Origin of the sequence: Bdellovibrio sp. (assembly GCF_036384735.1) — a bacterium.
In the GTDB taxonomy this organism is placed as follows: domain Bacteria; phylum Bdellovibrionota; class Bdellovibrionia; order Bdellovibrionales; family Bdellovibrionaceae; genus Bdellovibrio.
Genome location: NZ_DASVLT010000048.1, coordinates 42617 through 59922, shown reverse-complemented (window position 1 = coordinate 59922; position 17306 = coordinate 42617). Strand labels below are relative to the sequence as shown.

The window sequence follows — 17306 nt, the reverse complement described above, 5'->3', positions numbered from 1 at the left end:
TTTAAAGCCCGTTTTTTCTCATTTTGAGGCTGTTAAGATTTAAAGAAATATCGTTTGGATGCCGATGAATACCTCATGCTTGCACTTGTACGTCTCGGAATTTTTCTAGTGCTTCTAGTGCTGAACGGTATTTTCGCCGTTGCTGCTCCAAGTTCATTGACGTATCAGGGGCGCATCTTAAAATCGGATGGTACGCCGCTCGAATATTCCAATGTCAGTTTTCAATTCGAAATCACAAGTCCCGATGGTCTTTGCGTTGTCTATCGTGAACAAACCAATGGCATCAACATGGTCAATTCTGGCGGAGTCTTCGATGTGCCAATCGGATTGGGAACTCAAAGTTTCCCGGGCAATGGAACCTTCACTTTGCTGGATGCTTTCAATAATACCGGATCGCTGAACTGCGACGGCTCATCGACTTATTCGCCCCAGTTTGATGATGTTCGCCGTTTGCGTGTAAAGTTTTTCGATGGGACCGGTTGGCAAACTATTTCGCCGGACTCGACGGTGCGCTCGGTGCCTTATGCAGGTTTTTCGTATTCTGCTGCGAAGTTGGGAACGAACTCGGCGTCTGATTTTGTTTTGAAAATAGGTCTTCCAACTTGTACATCGGGAACGTTCTTAAGTTGGGATGGTTCCAATATGACGTGCGCGGGAGTTGCCGGAGCCAGCGGTGGAACTGTGACCAATGTGACCTCTGCGAATTCTTATCTGACGATCGTGAATAGTACTTCTACTCCGCAATTGACCTTGAATGTTGGTACGACGGCAAACACAGTTGCCGCAGGCAATGACCCGCGTTTACTCAATGCAATCCAAACGGGCTCTGCTGCCAGCGGTGATTTGAGTGGAACTTATCCAGGACCAACTGTTGTAGCTTTGCAAGGGGTCGGCATCAGCACCGCTGTTCCAACTTCGGGACAATTCTTGAAATTCGATGGTACGAACTGGACACCGGCAACGTTACCTGCAGGAAATGTCGGTACGATCACGGCGCTCACTGGTGATGTTTCTGCAAGTGGCTCCGGATCTGTTGCTGCCACAGTCAATTCGGTAGGTGGTTCGGCGGCTGCCAATATTCATTCTGCGGAACTTCTTGCGAATGCGGCTACAAATGCCAACACAGCTTCTACCGTTGTAAAACGTGATGCCTCTGGAAATTTTTCTGCAGGGATTGTCACAGCAAGTTTAGCTGGTGCCGCTTCATTAAATGTGTTGAAAGCTGGCGATTCAATGTCAGGTAATCTGATTTTTGGTGCAAACGTCGGGAATATTTATACCTCGGGAAGTGGATCTAACACGGCGACTATTGAGGGTCCTTCTGGTGCTGTGGCAACAAGTTATGTGCTTCGCCTGCCGACCGCACAAGGTGCAGCCAATCAGGTGATGATGAATGATGGTTCTGGAAATCTTTCCTGGACGAATTTATCCGCCGGAAGCCTGACTGGAACCGGCACGGCAGGTTATCTGCCCTACTATACTGCGGCCAGCACATTAGCGAACTCTTCTATTTACTATAATGGAACGAACGTGGGAATCGGCACCACTTCACCTGTCAGCGCACTGCAAATCGGGAATGCAAAAGCAACCACGGATTATGGTGTCTCTTTATTGATCTCGGGAAACGCGGGAACTCCCAATAGTGCTGGATCAGCTCGCGTGATCTGGGAGGACCGCAATAACTCTACCAGTTCTGCGGCCATGATGTTCGGGGGCAACACTCTTGCCATAGGCTCAATTTCGCAGTCGGGTGGAGCATGGAATAATGCTTCTATCATGACTGTCAATACTTCCAACTATACAACCACATTCGGCGGAAACGTCACTCACATAGCAACTACGGGTGACGTGTACACAGCGGACACGGGGGGTGGAACTGTCACCCTTCAGGGGCCTAGCTCTGCTATAGCAGCTAATTATGTTTTAAGACTTCCAACAGCTCAAGGAACTGCAAACCAAGTTCTAGCGAATGATGGTTCTGGCAATCTGTCTTGGACAACTCCGTCAACGACGGCGACATCATATTCTGGTGTTTTACCCGTGGCTAACGGTGGTACAAATTCATCAACGGCTTTGAATAATAACCGCATGATGGTTTCAAATGGTGGCGCGATTGTCGAGTCTTCGGCTCTTACAAACGGCCAGCTATTGATCGGCTCAACCGGTGCTGCTCCTGTGGTAGCAAATTTAACTGCGGGATCAGGCATCAGTATTACAAATGGAGCCGGCAGCATTTCCATTGCTGCAACAGGATTGCAATCAAGTACTTTAAGTGACGGAAAGATTTTAGTCGGCAACTCTTCCAATGTGGCAACGGCACAAACTCCAAGTGGTGATCTCACTATGGCAGATACAGGTGCCTTTACTGTTGCTAAGATTCAGGGGACGAGTGTGAGTGCGACGGCTCCTTCTTCCACTGGTCAAGTGCTACGTTGGAATGGGACAAGTTGGGCTCCAAATTTTGTGAGCATGTTTGACTTAAGGTCGACAGTCACCGGAACGCAGGCCTTCGGTGGCGTGGGTTGCACTGCGGGACAGACTTTGACCTGGACGGCAGCCACTGACAACCTGTCTTGTACAGATATTGCGATCACAGGATCGCAAGTAACGTATTCTTCGCAGACGGCGAACACATTCTTTGCGGCACCCAATGGAAGTACCGGCGCACCAACATTTAGAAATATTGTCGCGGCGGATCTTCCTACAAGTGGCGTGACAGCAGGGACATACAAGTCTGTGACAGTCGATGCCTATGGTCGGGTGACTGCTGCGACCAATCCAACAACGGCCAGCGGTTATGGTATTACGGATGCCTTTGTCAACGGAGGAAACTCCTTCGGAGCTGCAGCGAATCTTGGAACAAATGATTCCAACGTTCTTAATTTAAAAACTAACAACGCCACTGTTATGACCTTATCTACATCTGGAAAGGTAGGAATCGGCACAACATCACCGGGCTCATTAAATAGTACGGATGCTCTGACTATTTATAAAGCCAACTCAAATATCGGGGAGTCTATCATCAGCGACAATACGTCGACAAATACAGCCCGCTATCCAGCCATCATGGTGATGAACTTTATGGGTAGCCCTGGCACTGGGAGCGGGGGCAATCCATCATTTAATATGTTGAATTCGCGCGGAAGCTCCAGCAGTCCAGCGGCGATGAAGTCGGGCGAGTCCTTAGGTGCATTTGTATTCAATGGAGCCTCTGATACCAGCGGAAATTATATTGAAGGTGCGGCGATTTGGGCGATGACGACTCAAGCATATACATCGTCAGCAGCGGGAACGATGCTACAGTTTTATACGACAGCGAATAATACCAATACCGCAGTTCCTCGTGTGACGATTGATCAAAGCGGTTATCTTGGAGTTGGAACCCAATCTCCAGTATCAATGTTACAAGTCGGTGGCAGTGCACTGTCGCAAGCCTCTTGGACGACCCAAGGTTCTCATCTTTATATTCCTGGTGTGACTTCAACAGACACAACTGGCTCTGGGACAATTGCGGCTAGAACTGTAGCTTCAATTGGTACTCACACTTTCGCGGCATCAAGTTCTGAAACAATCACAAACGCTTCGACGATGTATCTTGCGGGTGCGCCTTCAGCAGGAACTAATGTGACGATCACAAATCCGTTGGCGCTTCACGTCGGAGCGGGCAACAGTGCTTTCATGGGCAATGTGGGAATCGGTACCACAAGTCCAAATTCTCCTCTTCAAGTTCAGGGGAATATTGCATCTATAGGTTCGCAAGCGAGCACCACAGTCTCTGTTACGAATGACAATGGAACTTCATCTGCAGGTAACTATCCCAAGATTTCTGTCACGAACTTCAAGGGGACGTCTTCAGGATTTCCACAAATGACGCTGACAAACTATGGGGGGAGTGGCGCAAGTCCCTCTGCTGTGGCTGCGGGTGATATTCTTGGGAATATCAGTGTTGGAGGAGCGAATGGTTCTGGGTATAATGTCAATTCTGGCGCACAGATCAACTTTACTGCCTATGACGCTTTCTCTACGACTGATGCCGCCACCGATATTTCTTTCCTGACGGCACCAACTGGCTCTGTAAGTCCTGCCACCGTGATGACAATTAGCCATACGGGCGCTGTGGGTATCAATTCAACATCTCCAACGACAAAATTATATATTGCGAACAGCTCGACGTATAGTCCGTCTACAAATGCTTTAGGTGCAATGACGGTTCAAGGCTCTTTCGGTGGCGGCATTATTCTTCAGGATGGTACTTATAGCGGTGTCATTTATACGAATAACAATGGGGCGAATTTAGTATTCGCGGCCGGAGGTACTTCGACAGGAAGTCCTTCCGCTTCGATGAATATCAGTTCTGCGGGTAATCTAGTTGTCTCGGGGTGTGTGGCGTACAATGGAGGCACATCTGGTACATGTCTTTCGGATCGTCGGCTGAAAAAAGACATTCGTCCGTTTGATCTCGGATTGGATAAAGTCTTGGGGTTGAATCCGGTATTTTATAAGTATAATGGTCTTGGAGGAAACGACGCTGATACCAAAGACCGCCTTGGTGTGATTGCACAAGAGGTTGAAAAAGTCGCTCCGGAGCTTGTTGAAACTCGCCAAGTAAAACTGCACCGAGATGATAAAGAAGAAACGACAGTGAAAGTGGTTAACTATAACGCCTTCACTTATATGCTGATTAATGCCATGAAGGAATTTTACCACCAATTCACCGATACAAAATCGGAAGTCGCAGGACTGAAGCGTGATATTGCCTCTTTGAAAGATGAAAATGCAGCTTTGAAAGCAAAAGAGGAAAAGGCTCAGAAAGAAAATGCTGAAATTAAGGCTCGTCTAGAGCGTATCGAGAAATCTTTGAACTCAAAATAACCGAAAATATCTGCAACAACCCAAAAATAAAAAAAGGGATCTTACGATCCCATTTTTTATTCACCTTTACCGTTATTGATATCTTCTTTAAGTTCTTTACCGACTTTAAAGAATGGAAGTTTCTTTTCTTCGACGTTGATGATTTCACCCGTGCGTGGATTGCGTCCTTTATAGGCGCCATATTGACGATTCACAAAGGAACCGAAGCCACGGATTTCGATACGATCGTCACGCATAAGAGCTTCAACCATAGAATCAAAAATAGTGTTAACTACAGTCTCAGCTTTCACGCGAGTGATGCCAGCTTTTTCAGAGATCAAATTTATCAAATCCGCTTTAGTCATCTTCAAATTCCTTGGAATCCGCAGGGGACAAAAATGACTCCCCGAGGTCCTTCATAAAGTATTGATAACACTCTCGATTATACAGAAGGGAAAAGGCCTGACTACCACTTTTCAATGGTTTAACTCAATGCTTCTTATACATTCCAGTGTTTAAGAGGATTTTTTGGTAGGCATCGGACACCGACTGGACCAGTTTTGGGGTATCAAACAGGTCTACGACCCGTTGGCGAGCCCTTTCACCGATTTCGTCCGCAGGCATTGTACCTGAAAAGATCTCTACCAAAAGATTGCTCATAGATTCCACGTCGGCAGGTCTAAGAAGGAATCCATCACGGCCATCTTCAATAATATTGGCAATCGGAGAGACTTCCGAACCCATAACGACTTTTTTCTGAGCCATCGCTTCCAAGGTCGAAGGTTCAAAGCCCGTTGTTCGTGAACTCATGTTCACAAAAACATCACCTAATACGATATAGTCTTCAATTTCTGGAGAGGGCACAGCTCCGGTCAAAATCACGCGATTGCCTAAAGCTAAATTTAAAACTTCGAACTCGATATCTTTAAATCTTGGACCGTTGCCCACAAGAATCAAATAGCTATTTGGTTTTTTGATGGCGACTTTTTCGAAGGCCTTCAGTAATGGAATCAGCTCTTGAACCTCAGTCATGTCGCTGATCGTAACCGCCACGTGCGAGTTTTCAGGCAAGCCTAATTTCTTACGAAGCTCTAACGACTTTTCTTTCGGAGACAAATCGCCTAATTCGATTCCGTAAGGAACTGTGTAGGTATGAAAGTCAGGATAAAGATAGTAACGCTCAAGAATGATTCTTTGCTGCGGATTCGTCACAAAGATTCCGTCCGCTGTCGAAAGAAGCTGACGATCGCCACCGTAATAAGTGGTCAGAAACTTGTAAGCCGTGGCAATCGCCGTTGTCAGCATACTGCCCAAGGTTTCACGTTTCATCGCTAAGATAGCAAAAAGTTGCGACATCTGAGTCGCCTCAACATCATAAGCCATGGCAACGTTGAATTCTTTTTTTCGAGTCCCAATGCGATAACCCGAATTATCGATACTATGAACCAGATGGAAGGGCTCTTCCTTATGAAGTTGTGCAAACTTCTGGCGCACGGCCATCTGGAAATTTAAGTGAGAAAGGCTTTTCGCACCTTCATGAAGATATAAGACACGAACGCCATCGCGAATCACTTCAGATTTCTTTAGGAAAGAACTTGTCGAAAGAACTGTCACCTTGTGGCCTTGACGAGCAAGTCCTCGGGCAATAGGCCACAAAAAACCGTGATCTGTTGCACGACTTAAAATCGGGAAACGATACGATGTCAGGCAGATATTTAAGTTTTCAGGCAACTTCGACTTGGAAAACATGCTCTTATCTTAGATGAGATAAGGCCTTGTTGTACAGACGATTGAGTTCATTTAAAGAGGAATCGATGAGGTGGCTGTTTTGCGCGGACTGCTCTGACAACATCTCGGGCAGACGAAGGTGAGGGCGGGACAAAAGTTTCACCAAATCCCTTTGCACATTTTCATGATTCAGGACCCAGCAGTTCACGGCATTCTTCCAAAGATCAGAATGGATGCTGGTTTGTTTTGAGTCCAGGATCAAAACAGCCTGGGACTGAATCGCACGCATATAATATTCAGTCATTTCAACCGGGGTGAATCTTTGTCCTGCCAGAACAAATGCGGAAGCACGCTCGAGTAAAAGCTTCGAATAGTGCGAGGGCATAGAGCCAGTGACAACCCAACGATTCTCGCATCCAAACTTCGCCATCCAAGAGGCAAATTGTTTGCGGTCTCTTAATGGCCAATGGGAATAAGACCCCCACAAAGCCACTTTGTGTTTTTGCGCCAATGTACGAATACGCACAAAATTGTCAGAATCAGGTTTAAAGCGAGCCTCATGGAAAGGAACGACGAAGTATTTTTCATCGCTCAGATCATGAATCAAACGGGCTTCGCTGCCATCAGCATAAATCTTGTCGATTTTTGTGTGACGAAAATCCAAAGCTGGCGCCAAGATTCCGCGGCCTTGTTGATTCGCGCGAACGTTCAAACCACGAAGTTGCCCCAATGTTTCAACAGTCGGGAAGGTGATGATGTCGCTTTCTTCAACCAGATAACGAACGGGATTATTGCGACGAAGACCAAAGCGAATATTTAGCAAAGAGGTTGTTAGAACACAGCTCGGGTGAGACTTCGCAAAAGTAGAAAGCACAATTTGCGCTGGGTTCATGCGGTCTTCATCAAGAATGACATGCAAGATTTGGGGCTGCAGGCCGAAGAGACCTGGAATGATTTTAATGCCTTCAAGGAAACTCCATTTTTTGAAGTAAGCCATGAATTCAATATTTTTTAGATCATCTAAAGGTTCTTCGCCCTGACTTGTGAGAATCACGACATCATGCTGTTGGCTGCGCAAAGCTTGTGCTAATTGCCAGGAGGTCGCCGTGATGTTCTTACTCACAAGAATTATTTTCGCCATTCAATCCCTAAGGCTTTGTAGATGCGATCCAGAATTTTGCGATTGGCTTCTGGAATATTGCGATGCTTGAGTTCCTCGGGGTGAATCCATTCGAGCATCATATGATGTTTCGCACGGGGCTCGCCCTTCCAATAAAGAATCTCATAGAACAAGATGAGGATCCCTACATCTCCGTAGGAATGAGTGCAGGCCAGCTTTAATTCACCGACTTCAGCCTCGATACCTAGCTCTTCATTCAGTTCGCGAGCCAAAGCTTGTTCAGGAGTTTCACCGTTTTCAATTTTTCCGCCAGGAAATTCCCACTGACCCGCAAGAGAGTTGTTTTCAGGGCGTTGACCGACAAGAATCTTGCCGTCTTTACGCAAGAAGCCCGCAACCACAGGAATCCAATGTCCTTTACGGATTTTAGATTTTTTAGGTTTTAGTGCCGTGCTACTTTCGTCCGTCATTTTTCTTTCTTGCAACTTCGTGGAAAAAACCAGGTCCGTGAAACACGAGTGCAGAATAAATTTGAACAAGATTGGCGCCCATTTGCAATCTTTCAAAGACATCTTCTGGGCTCATAATGCCACCTGCGCTTACTAGAAGCTTATCTCCCCGGTTTTTGCCTAAAGTTTCAACAGCAATTTGCAAGGCGCGTTGTGAGAGATTTTTCAAAGGAGCCCCTGAAAGGCCCCCTTCTGCTGGGAAATGGCATCCTTCGGGACGGGAAAGAGTGGTGTTCGTCAAAACAAAACCATCAATCCCAAGCTCTGCACAATGTGTGATTGCTTCGGCCAAATTTTCATCGCCCATGTCAGGGCTCAATTTAACTAAAACTGGTGTAGGTTCAAAGTGCGAGACCCGATCTAAAATAGGGCCAAGAAGATTGAGAAGGTTGTCTTTGTTCTGAAGATCACGAAGTCCCTTTGTATTGGGACTAGAAACATTCACAACAAAGGCATCCGCAAATGGGCGGAACTTGTCAATCAGGGTCAGATAATCCTTCAGTGCCTCGCTGTTCGGCGTATTGCGATTTTTCCCAATATTCACAAATACAGGAGTGCGGAAGTTCGGAGCATAAGAAGCCAAGTTATAAAAAACTTCGTCGGCGCCGTGACTGGGGAAACCCATTTTATTCCACATTGCTTGCAGTTTTAAATCGCGATCCATGATTTTCCCGGGATTCGCATTTTGGGCCAGGGGAGTCACAGTTCCCACTTCGATGAATCCGCACCCTAGTTTCCACCACTCTTTTAAATGCTCGGCATTTTTATCAACGCCACCCGCGATACCCAAAGGATTTGGAAACGTCATATCTCGCCAAGTGAAACTATTCCACTCAGGAGTTGGTTTTCCATAAATTAAAGAAATAAGAGGCAAAGCAAAAGGAGTTAGATCGTGAGCTAAGCGAGGAGGAAGTAACAACCAAGGGCGCATTAGAAAGAAGCTCCGTAAACAAAAAAAAGGCGGCCTTACAAGCCGCCTTTTGAGAAACATTATCTAGGGTACAAACCTCTAAGAAGCATTGCTTTCTCAAGGCGTTGAACAGACACCGCCATAGCAGCAGATCTCATATCAACATTCTTTTCTTGGGCCATAGAGTAACCTTTGTCGAAAGCTTTCGTGATGATAGTTTTCAACTTGCCGTTAACTTCTTCTTCGTCCCAGAACAAAGACATAGTGTCTTGAACCCACTCAAAGTAAGAAACGATCACACCGCCACCGTTAGCGATAACGTCTGGAGCGATGAATACGCCACGTTTAGAAAGAATTTTAGTACCAGCATTTGTGATAGGACCGTTCGCACCTTCAACGATGATTTTAGCTTGGATTTTTTCAGCGTTGTGAGTGTCGATTTGGTTTTCAAGAGCGCACGGGAACAAAGCATCACATTTTACTTCAAGCAATTCTTCATTGCTGATGGGTTGTGCTTTTGGATAACCCTTCAAGAATTTGTGAGCTTTCACGTATTCAAGAACTTCAGGGATATCAAGACCGTCACCGTTGAAGATACCGCCAGAAACGTCAGAGACTGCAACGATACGCGCGCCACGATCGTGAGCGAATTTAGCTGCGAAAGAACCTACGTTACCGAAACCTTGGATCGCGATAGTCGCGCCCTTCATGCTCATTTTGCAAACTTCGAAGGCTTTCTCTGCTACGTAAACAACACCCAAACCTGTGGCGTGGTTACGTCCCAATGAACCACCGATTTCAACTGGTTTACCAGTGACAACACCTGGTTGTGCATAGCCGCCTTGCTCTTGAGAGTAAGTGTCCATGAACCAAGCCATTGTTTGAGGATCCGTGCCCACGTCTGGAGCTGGGATGTCTTTCGTTGGTCCAACGAAAGGAGCGATCTCAGAAGCATAACGACGAGTTAGATTTTGTTTTTCAGTGCGAGAAAGTTTAGTTGGATCAACAGTGATACCGCCTTTCGCGCCACCCAAAGGCAAACCTAGTACAGAGTTTTTGAAAGTCATCAAAGCGGCTAAGCCGACAACTTCTTGTAGGTCTACGTTTTGGTGATAACGAATACCACCCTTGTATGGGCCCAATGTAGGAGAGTATTGCACGCGGTAGCCTGTGAAAACTTTCACAGAGTAATCGTCCATACGCACAGGTACTGAAACCGTGATGCTGCGACGAGGGCGTTTAAGACGTTCTAGTACGTTCGGGTCGCAGTTAATGATCTTAGCTGCTTCATCGAGAGTTTGAATGGCGTTTCTAAATAACGGGCCATCATAAAGAGGCTCGATTTTGTGTTCCATGATTTGTGTCTCCTTAAAAATACACGGATGAAGTTTAATTAAGTAAATACTCAGTGTCACTCTGGAAAAAGGTGATGACTCGGTGGTTCTTTTTGGCCACAATCGAGACCTATGCTTCGGTCTTGTTTAGCCTCGCTCACACTTCTTCTAACTGTTTCGGGTCCCGCTTTTTCGGCAACGACTCCGCAGCAGTCTTTTATGGAACAATTCCAAAGCTCGCGAATCGCGTTTCCTTCAGAGGATTCTGCGATTCTCACAGACAGCCCAGGGCGTTATCCCGCAGTTCTTAATTTCGTTTTTCAAAGTCTACTAGGTTGGACGCCGACAGGGATAGGCAAGACTCTGTCAGCAGGATGTAATCCAGATGTTTGGCAGGCACGCATGCTAGACGCGCGAGTCAAAACCTCGGCGCAAATCCAGGGTGCACTGCTGCAAAAGTATCTGCAAGAGTGTGGATCTGAGCTTGAGACCGGTGTGAACGGCACCTTAGGAAATGCTCGTCGCCAAATGTCGATCAACTTAAAGTCCAAAGAACATCCGTTCATGCGACGTGTGGTGATTAATTTGCCAGGCAACGTTCGCCTTAAAGGATTGCTCGCTTTAAAAGGAGACTTCAAGCGTCGTCCTTTCGTCATCATGAGAACCGGAATTTTTTCAAGCATCGAAGATTTTCGTCCCGAGCGGGCTTGGTTGATGATGCTGTTTGAACAAGCTCCATTCAACGTGCTTGTTCTAGAAAATATGTCGAGCGGAGACTTCATCAATAATAACAGCCAATTTGCATTCGGCGGTTATGATGAAGGCATTCAAAATCTTCTCGTCTCAAAGTTGCTCAGGGATCCCAACGAGCCTCTTTCAAAAATCGTCGATAGCGTTCACATCTTTGGGATGAGTCTTGGCGGCCACGGAGTTTTATTCTCTTCGTTGCTAAATAAATATAATTCTCCAGAGGGTTATCCACTGGTGCAAAGTTTCTTGGCATTCTGTCCTGTCGTAAATTTGAAAGACACGATGGAAGGTCTTACAAAAGGTGGAATCACTTCCGCATTTATTGATATGTGGGCTCATCGTCGTTTGGGGCCGCTGGAGAATAAACTTCCTGGCTTAAGTAATTACAAGGCCTTTCACTTTTTCCCCACGGCGATTTCTGAAGTCGTTCGTAACTACACAGGTGGTTTATCATATGTATCATCTGTGAAGTTGCCACCGGGAATGAAAGATGGCCCTGACTTCTGGGGTTTGAATGATTTTTGGAAGTCTTATTCAGATGTGCAAGAGCCGGTGATGATTTGGACAACAACCGATGATGGTCTTGTTCCAGCCAGCGCGAATGCAGGAATGATTTCTTCGAAGAAAATAAAACTGGCCAGCAAAAATATTAAAGTCGTGGAATTCCCTCGAGGATTCCATTGCACTTTGCCGATTGCTTACGACTGGAAAGCCATTTCCACGATGATGCAGTCTTATATTTTATCCCATTCACCAAGCTTCCGCATGAAAGAAAAAAATCTGACTGTGGATTTGATGGATGATGAATGGAAGGGCTTCTTTGTTGGCCCGGTCATTGCCAACTATGAAGTCAAAGAACCTGCGAAAGATCAAAAATTTGTACGCTTAGAAATTCACTTGGTGAATTCAAAAAAATCAGACAAGAGTATGAACTTGAGTTTGCCGCTGTCTGAATTTGATTTCCGCTTCTTGAATCAGGATTTAACAACCGCAGAAAAGCAAATGATTGTTCGCTGGTTGAATCAAAACTTGAAAGTGGACGTTCTTCAGGGGGCGAAACCTGCTTTGAAAGTTAGTTGGAACGTAGCTATCTAATCAAGAAAAAGGCCGTTATTGAGCACGGCCTTTTTTATTATCTTAAATTTGTGATTTAAAGAATTCAGAATGTTCTGAGAGTTTTTCCATATAGCCGCGAACGTCTTCTTGCGCTTCTGCTGGCAGTCGATTGAAAGGCACGATGTGTTCGTCGGGAACATAACGGAAGGTAAAATTGATTCTGCGAGTTTCAAAATTTGAAATCTCGTTCAGTGGGAATACTTTGTCGTCTTTTTTTTCTACGCGTTGAACGCGGTGGAAAAGATGTTTCTTGAATTTGTCGCCGCCGAAAATTTGTAGCGAGCTATCTTCGAGCCATTGTTGAACGACGACGTTGGATTTGCTTTCAGTTCCTTGGCTGGAAACGAACTGGAACAGGGCGCGTTCTCCGAATGAAATCGACGCCACTGGGCCTGGTTCGAAGTCTTTGTGCTCGCCCACTCGTGCGCAGTCTAAACGTTTGCCGTCTTCTTGAATTTGATCGCCGTAATAGTTAATCAAACAGGTATTCAAATGCCATCCACGAGGAATGTCGCGAGGATTGTAGTGCTCATGTACCAAAGCTTCGATTTTCTGAATTAGATATTCCAAAATCGGTGGAAAACTTTCGGCAGTCACGCAGCGATTATAAATTCCTTTTGGTGGGTGATAGTAATTCAAACAAGCAAACTGCCAGTTCCCTAACCAATAAACGGGGCGCAAAAGGGGGCGTTGTTTCTGGTTCTCGGGTGGAGGATTGTTTTTCGAGTAACGCATTTCCCAAATCGGATAAAGCGTTTCAAGATACTTGAGAATTTCCTGTTTTTCTTTCCCAGAAATGTAGTTCTGTTTGTAAATCAAAGAATTCGGAGCCGATTTGTCCTCTTGCATGCGCACGGAATGAGGACGACCCGCATTTTGCGGTCCACGGTGTTTCCCTTGCGACTTGCTATTTGAATTTCCAGGGCCTTTTCCACCGGGGTGTCCAGCAGGGTTGCCTTTGCCAGCGACTTTCGATTTAAACATAGACGGCGGTTCTATCACATTGGTCCAAATCCTGCCAACCGTAGGTGCTGCAATGCTTTGAAATTGAGTTCTAGGGATGACAGAAGGGTGAGGTTCAGCTACAAAGAAGCCTTGGAGGATGAAAAAATGACAACACCCGTTCAGGCCAACGTAGGTCCTCAGGAAAAACAGATCCTAATCAATCAAATCCCTGCGTTAAAAGGTAAAAAAATCCTCATTATCGGCGACGTCTGCGTTGACGAATATGTGATGGGTGAAGTTCGTCGTATCAGCCCTGAAGCTCCGGTCCCAGTTCTTGAAGTTGAGCAAGAAGACGTGCGTTTGGGCATGGCAGCCAATGTGGCTCAAAACGTGAGCAGCCTTGGCGGCAAGGCGATGCTTGTTTCTGTGGTTGGCAACGACACTGGTGCAAACCTTCTTCGTGAACTGTGTGCGAGAAGCGGTGTGAGCTCTGAATTCCTTGTGACAGATACAAAACGTCCTACGACTCGTAAAACTCGCGTGATGGCAAAACACCATCACCTTGTGCGTGTGGATTATGAAGTTCGCAACAGCTTGTCGGCTGAAGTTGAAGCCGAGATGATCAATGTTGTTGAAAAGAACGTGGACGACGCAGATTGCGTTGTGATTGAAGATTATAAAAAAGGCGTTGTTTCTCGCAATGTCGTGGAAAAAGTTGTCGCGATTTGTAAGAAAAAAGGCAAACGCGTGATGGTTGATCCACACAAAACTTCTTCAGGTCCTTTCTATCACGGCGTTGATTTGATCAAACCAAACTTCGACGAAGCAGTGACTTTGGCGGGTATGGATTTCGATGATCTTCGCAATAATCCAAATAAAGTTGTCGAGGTAGGTCGCGCTCTGCAAAAAATCACAGGCGCTAAAGAAGTGGTTTTGACTCGTGGAAAAGACGGCATGACGATTTTCTCGGGTGAACAAGTGACTGAAGTGCCAACATACGCTCGTAAAGTGTTCGACGTAACAGGTGCTGGTGATACGGTTATCGCGGCCTTATCATTGGGTCTTGTTTCAGGTCTTTCATTGGTGCAAAGCTGCATGCTTGCAAACTTCGCTGCCGGCGTTGTTGTTGGTAAAGTAGGTTGCGTGCCTTGTGAAATTCCAGAACTTATCGAATACATCCAAACGGCTCACTAATGTCTGAGCCGCGTTCGTTCAAAGTAAATTCGCAACTTCTCCCGACGGGATTTCCTCGGGAGTTCGATGCGCACATTTATTTTAACGACGCCAATCGCACTTTTGCTGAAGAATTCCGTGCGAAAGCCATCAAGGAATTCGCAGGCCAAAAAGTTTTTACCGGCGAGATGATCCCGGTCGCGATAGGTCCTCATCCCACACCGATGTTTGAAATCAATTTCCCTAAAGAGATGTTCACCGACGTCGTTCTTTGGCTAATGAAAGAGCGTAAAGATCTATCCGTTTTGGTTCACGAACTGACCGGCGATGACCTCTATGATCACACCCAAGCCGCTATGTGGTTGGGTCCCGAAGTCCCTTTGAAATACGACGTTTTTAAATAAAACCCGCCTCAGAAATACGAGCTACAGGCATTTTTTGCAGAAATTGCCTTAATGGCAGCATTTGGCCCCCTTAAAACCTCTTAAATCGATGGAATTGCTAGGATATCCGGTAGGGCTGTGGTAGAAACCCTGCCACACATAATCCTTAACCAAAGGGAACGGCCCTAAGCCACAAGTTCCCAGCTGTAACAAGCAAGGCTGTCATAAGCCGAGGAGCCCGAAGATGGAATTGAACGACGCAACTTCTTGCGCCACCACCGCACCTGTGAACTATGCCGACGACAACGTCGCAAAGCCTCTCGAAAACAAAGCCGTAAATTTTTATTCTCTGACATTAGAAGATTTGAAAGCTTACCTGAAAGGTAAAGGCAAAGAGCAATTCCGTGCTCAGCAAATTTTCAAATGGGTCTACGAGCAACGTGTCACTGATCCAGAGCAAATGACGAACCTTTCAAAAGAGTTCCGCGCCTCTTTGCCAGAGATCTTGTCTTTCGAACTTCCTCCTGTTTTGACTCACTTGAAATCTGTGGATGGAACTCAGAAGTTTTTGTTCGACATGGGTGGTGGCAATAGCGTTGAAGCCGTTGTGATCCCGTCTGAAGGTCGCCTGACTTTGTGTATCTCTTCCGAAGTGGGTTGCAACATCGCTTGTAAGTTCTGCTTCACGGGTAAACAAAAACTAAAACGCCGTCTTCGCACGGAAGAAATCGTAGGTCAGTTCATGCAAGTTCATGATCGTTTGGCTGAAGGTCAACGCATCACGAACATCGTATTTATGGGTATGGGCGAGCCGCTGGATAATCCAGAAGCAGTCTTCAAAACAATCGACGTGGTTCATTCTCCGTGGGGTATTAATTTGTCCCGTAAGAAAATCACGGTATCAACATCAGGTATCGTTCCAGAAATGTGGCGCGTAGCTGATGCGAAGGTTCGTTTGGCGGTAAGTTTGAACGGTCCTAACGATGAAATTCGTAGTGCTGTGATGCCAATCAATAAACGTTGGAACACGACTGAATTGTTGAATGCATGTAAAGAGCACTATCGTATTTCAAAGGATAAAATCACTTTCGAATATGTTTTATTGAAAGGGATCACGGATCAAATCGAGCATGCTCGCCAGTTGGTGAAATTGGTGAAGGATGTTCCGTGCAAGATCAATATCATCCCATTCAACGAACATCCAGGTTCTGGTTACGAGCGTCCTGCTGATGAAACGATTGAAGCATTCCATGCAGAGTTGATGCGTTTGGGTGCTCACGTTCTGTTAAGACGTTCCATGGGTCGTGACATCTTTGCAGCTTGCGGTCAGTTGACAAGCCAGGTGCCGAACAAGCCAGAAAGCATGGATATTTCAAATTCAAAACTTGCGGGTCTTCCGAAATACAAACGTGAAATTCTCGCGCAACAAGCTCAAGAAAATACTAACAACTAAGGGGAAAACACATGTCTGAAATTCTAGTCGTCGGAAGTCTTGCTTACGATTCAATTAAAACTCCATCAGGAAAAGCGGATCGCGCTCTTGGCGGCTCAGCGAATTATTTTTCCCTAGCAGCGTCTTTGTTTTCTAAAGTGCGCGTTGTCGGCGTTGTTGGTGAAGACTATGACCAAAAAGATTACGATCTTTTGAACGGTCGCGGTGTTGATCTTGCGGGCCTTTCTAAAGTTCCAGGTAAGACATTCCACTGGGAAGGCTCTTACGAAGGTGATTTGAACGAAGCAAAAACTTTGAAAACGGAATTGAACGTTTTCGAACACTTCAATCCGCAATTGCCGGAACACTTCAAAGATTCTTCATTCGTATTCTTGGCAAACATCGCTCCTGAATTGCAATTGCAAGTTCTAGAGCAAGTGAAAGCACCTAAGTTTGTTGGTATGGATACGATGAACTTCTGGATCTCTATCAAGAAAGATGCGCTTTTGAACGTCATCAAAAAAGTAAACTTGGTATTGATCAACGAAGGTGAAGCAAAAATGCTGACGGGTGCACCGAACGCTATTTCTGCGGCACCAATGATCACAGCAATGGGTCCTCAGGCCGTTGTTATCAAACGGGGCGAGTACGGTTTTGCGATGTACACGAAAGACGAAGGTTACTTCATCCTTCCAGCAATGCCGATCCCAACAGTGATTGATCCAACAGGTGCTGGCGATACATTCGCTGGTGGTTTCTTCGGTTATTTGGCTGCTCAAAAAACAGCTCCAACAATCGCAAACTTGAAACAAGCCTGCATCATGGGTTCTATGATGGCGAGCCACACGATCCAAGATTTCTCTGTGAAAGCTTTGGCGAAAGTGACTTTGACGGATCTTGAAAAGCGTTTGGCTGAATACAAAAAAGTTATCACGGTTTAATTGACCGTCTACGATTCGACTTATCGAATCAGAGCAGGTATTGAACTAAAAAAATAGAAAGCGTCGGTAAGAGCCGACGCTTTTTGTTTTTTAAAACCTTGCGGTCGAAACAGG

General features: G+C 45.9%; 13 protein-coding genes. 6 read left to right on the top strand and 7 right to left on the bottom strand.

The features are described from left to right. Positions 1–75 precede the first annotated feature (75 nt). Positions 76–4872, top strand: coding sequence for a tail fiber domain-containing protein (locus tag VF412_RS14155; protein WP_331339902.1), 4797 nt, complete (start codon positions 76–78; stop codon positions 4870–4872). 56 nt (positions 4873–4928) lie between these two features. On the opposite strand, the gene VF412_RS14150 is transcribed toward VF412_RS14155, so the two are convergent. From VF412_RS14150 to VF412_RS14125, 6 genes are all read right to left on the bottom strand, one after another. Further along, complete coding sequence (locus VF412_RS14150; protein ID WP_331339901.1) at positions 4929–5216, bottom strand: HU family DNA-binding protein; 288 nt, start codon at positions 5214–5216, stop codon at positions 4929–4931. A 124-nt stretch (positions 5217–5340) separates the two neighbouring features. After that, on the bottom strand, positions 5341–6600 hold the full coding sequence (locus VF412_RS14145; protein ID WP_331339900.1) for a glycosyltransferase family 4 protein: 1260 nt from the start codon (positions 6598–6600) through the stop codon (positions 5341–5343). A 4-nt stretch (positions 6601–6604) separates the two neighbouring features. Then, complete coding sequence (locus tag VF412_RS14140; protein WP_331339899.1) at positions 6605–7702, bottom strand: hypothetical protein; 1098 nt, start codon at positions 7700–7702, stop codon at positions 6605–6607. Positions 7703–7707: 5 nt separating this feature from the next. Then, entirely contained in the window at positions 7708–8169 is a 462-nt protein-coding gene (mutT, locus tag VF412_RS14135) for an 8-oxo-dGTP diphosphatase MutT (protein WP_331339898.1), read from the bottom strand. Then, positions 8153–9139: a quinone-dependent dihydroorotate dehydrogenase gene (locus tag VF412_RS14130; RefSeq protein ID WP_331339897.1), complete on the bottom strand. Its 987-nt coding sequence runs from the start codon at positions 9137–9139 to the stop codon at positions 8153–8155. Before VF412_RS14130 ends, mutT begins: the two co-directional genes overlap by 17 nt. 59 nt (positions 9140–9198) lie before the next feature. Beyond that, on the bottom strand, positions 9199–10473 hold the full coding sequence (locus VF412_RS14125) for a Glu/Leu/Phe/Val dehydrogenase (protein ID WP_331339896.1): 1275 nt from the start codon (positions 10471–10473) through the stop codon (positions 9199–9201). 198 nt (positions 10474–10671) lie between these two features. Between VF412_RS14125 and VF412_RS14120 the strand changes: the two genes are divergently transcribed. Further along, on the top strand, positions 10672–12297 hold the full coding sequence (locus VF412_RS14120) for a hypothetical protein (protein WP_331339895.1): 1626 nt from the start codon (positions 10672–10674) through the stop codon (positions 12295–12297). Positions 12298–12339: 42 nt separating this feature from the next. Here VF412_RS14120 and VF412_RS14115 read toward each other — a convergent pair whose 3' ends face one another. Then, complete coding sequence (locus VF412_RS14115) at positions 12340–13302, bottom strand: alpha-ketoglutarate-dependent dioxygenase AlkB (protein WP_331339894.1); 963 nt, start codon at positions 13300–13302, stop codon at positions 12340–12342. 126 nt (positions 13303–13428) lie between these two features. On the opposite strand from VF412_RS14115, the gene rfaE1 reads away from it, so the two are divergent. The 4 genes from rfaE1 to VF412_RS14095 all read left to right on the top strand — a co-directional run bounded on the left by rfaE1 (position 13429) and on the right by VF412_RS14095 (position 17192). Continuing rightward, complete coding sequence (gene rfaE1, locus VF412_RS14110; RefSeq protein ID WP_331339893.1) at positions 13429–14457, top strand: D-glycero-beta-D-manno-heptose-7-phosphate kinase; 1029 nt, start codon at positions 13429–13431, stop codon at positions 14455–14457. After that, entirely contained in the window at positions 14457–14840 is a 384-nt protein-coding gene (locus VF412_RS14105; protein ID WP_331339892.1) for a DOPA 4,5-dioxygenase family protein, read from the top strand. Before rfaE1 ends, VF412_RS14105 begins: the two co-directional genes overlap by 1 nt. Before the next feature lie 223 nt (positions 14841–15063). After that, positions 15064–16272, top strand: coding sequence for a 23S rRNA (adenine(2503)-C(2))-methyltransferase RlmN (gene rlmN, locus VF412_RS14100; protein ID WP_331339891.1), 1209 nt, complete (start codon positions 15064–15066; stop codon positions 16270–16272). 11 nt (positions 16273–16283) lie between these two features. After that, the gene (locus tag VF412_RS14095; RefSeq protein ID WP_331339890.1) at positions 16284–17192 is read left to right on the top strand and encodes a PfkB family carbohydrate kinase; all 909 of its coding nucleotides are present in this window, start codon (positions 16284–16286) and stop codon (positions 17190–17192) included. The last annotated feature ends 114 nt before the right edge of the window (positions 17193–17306 follow it).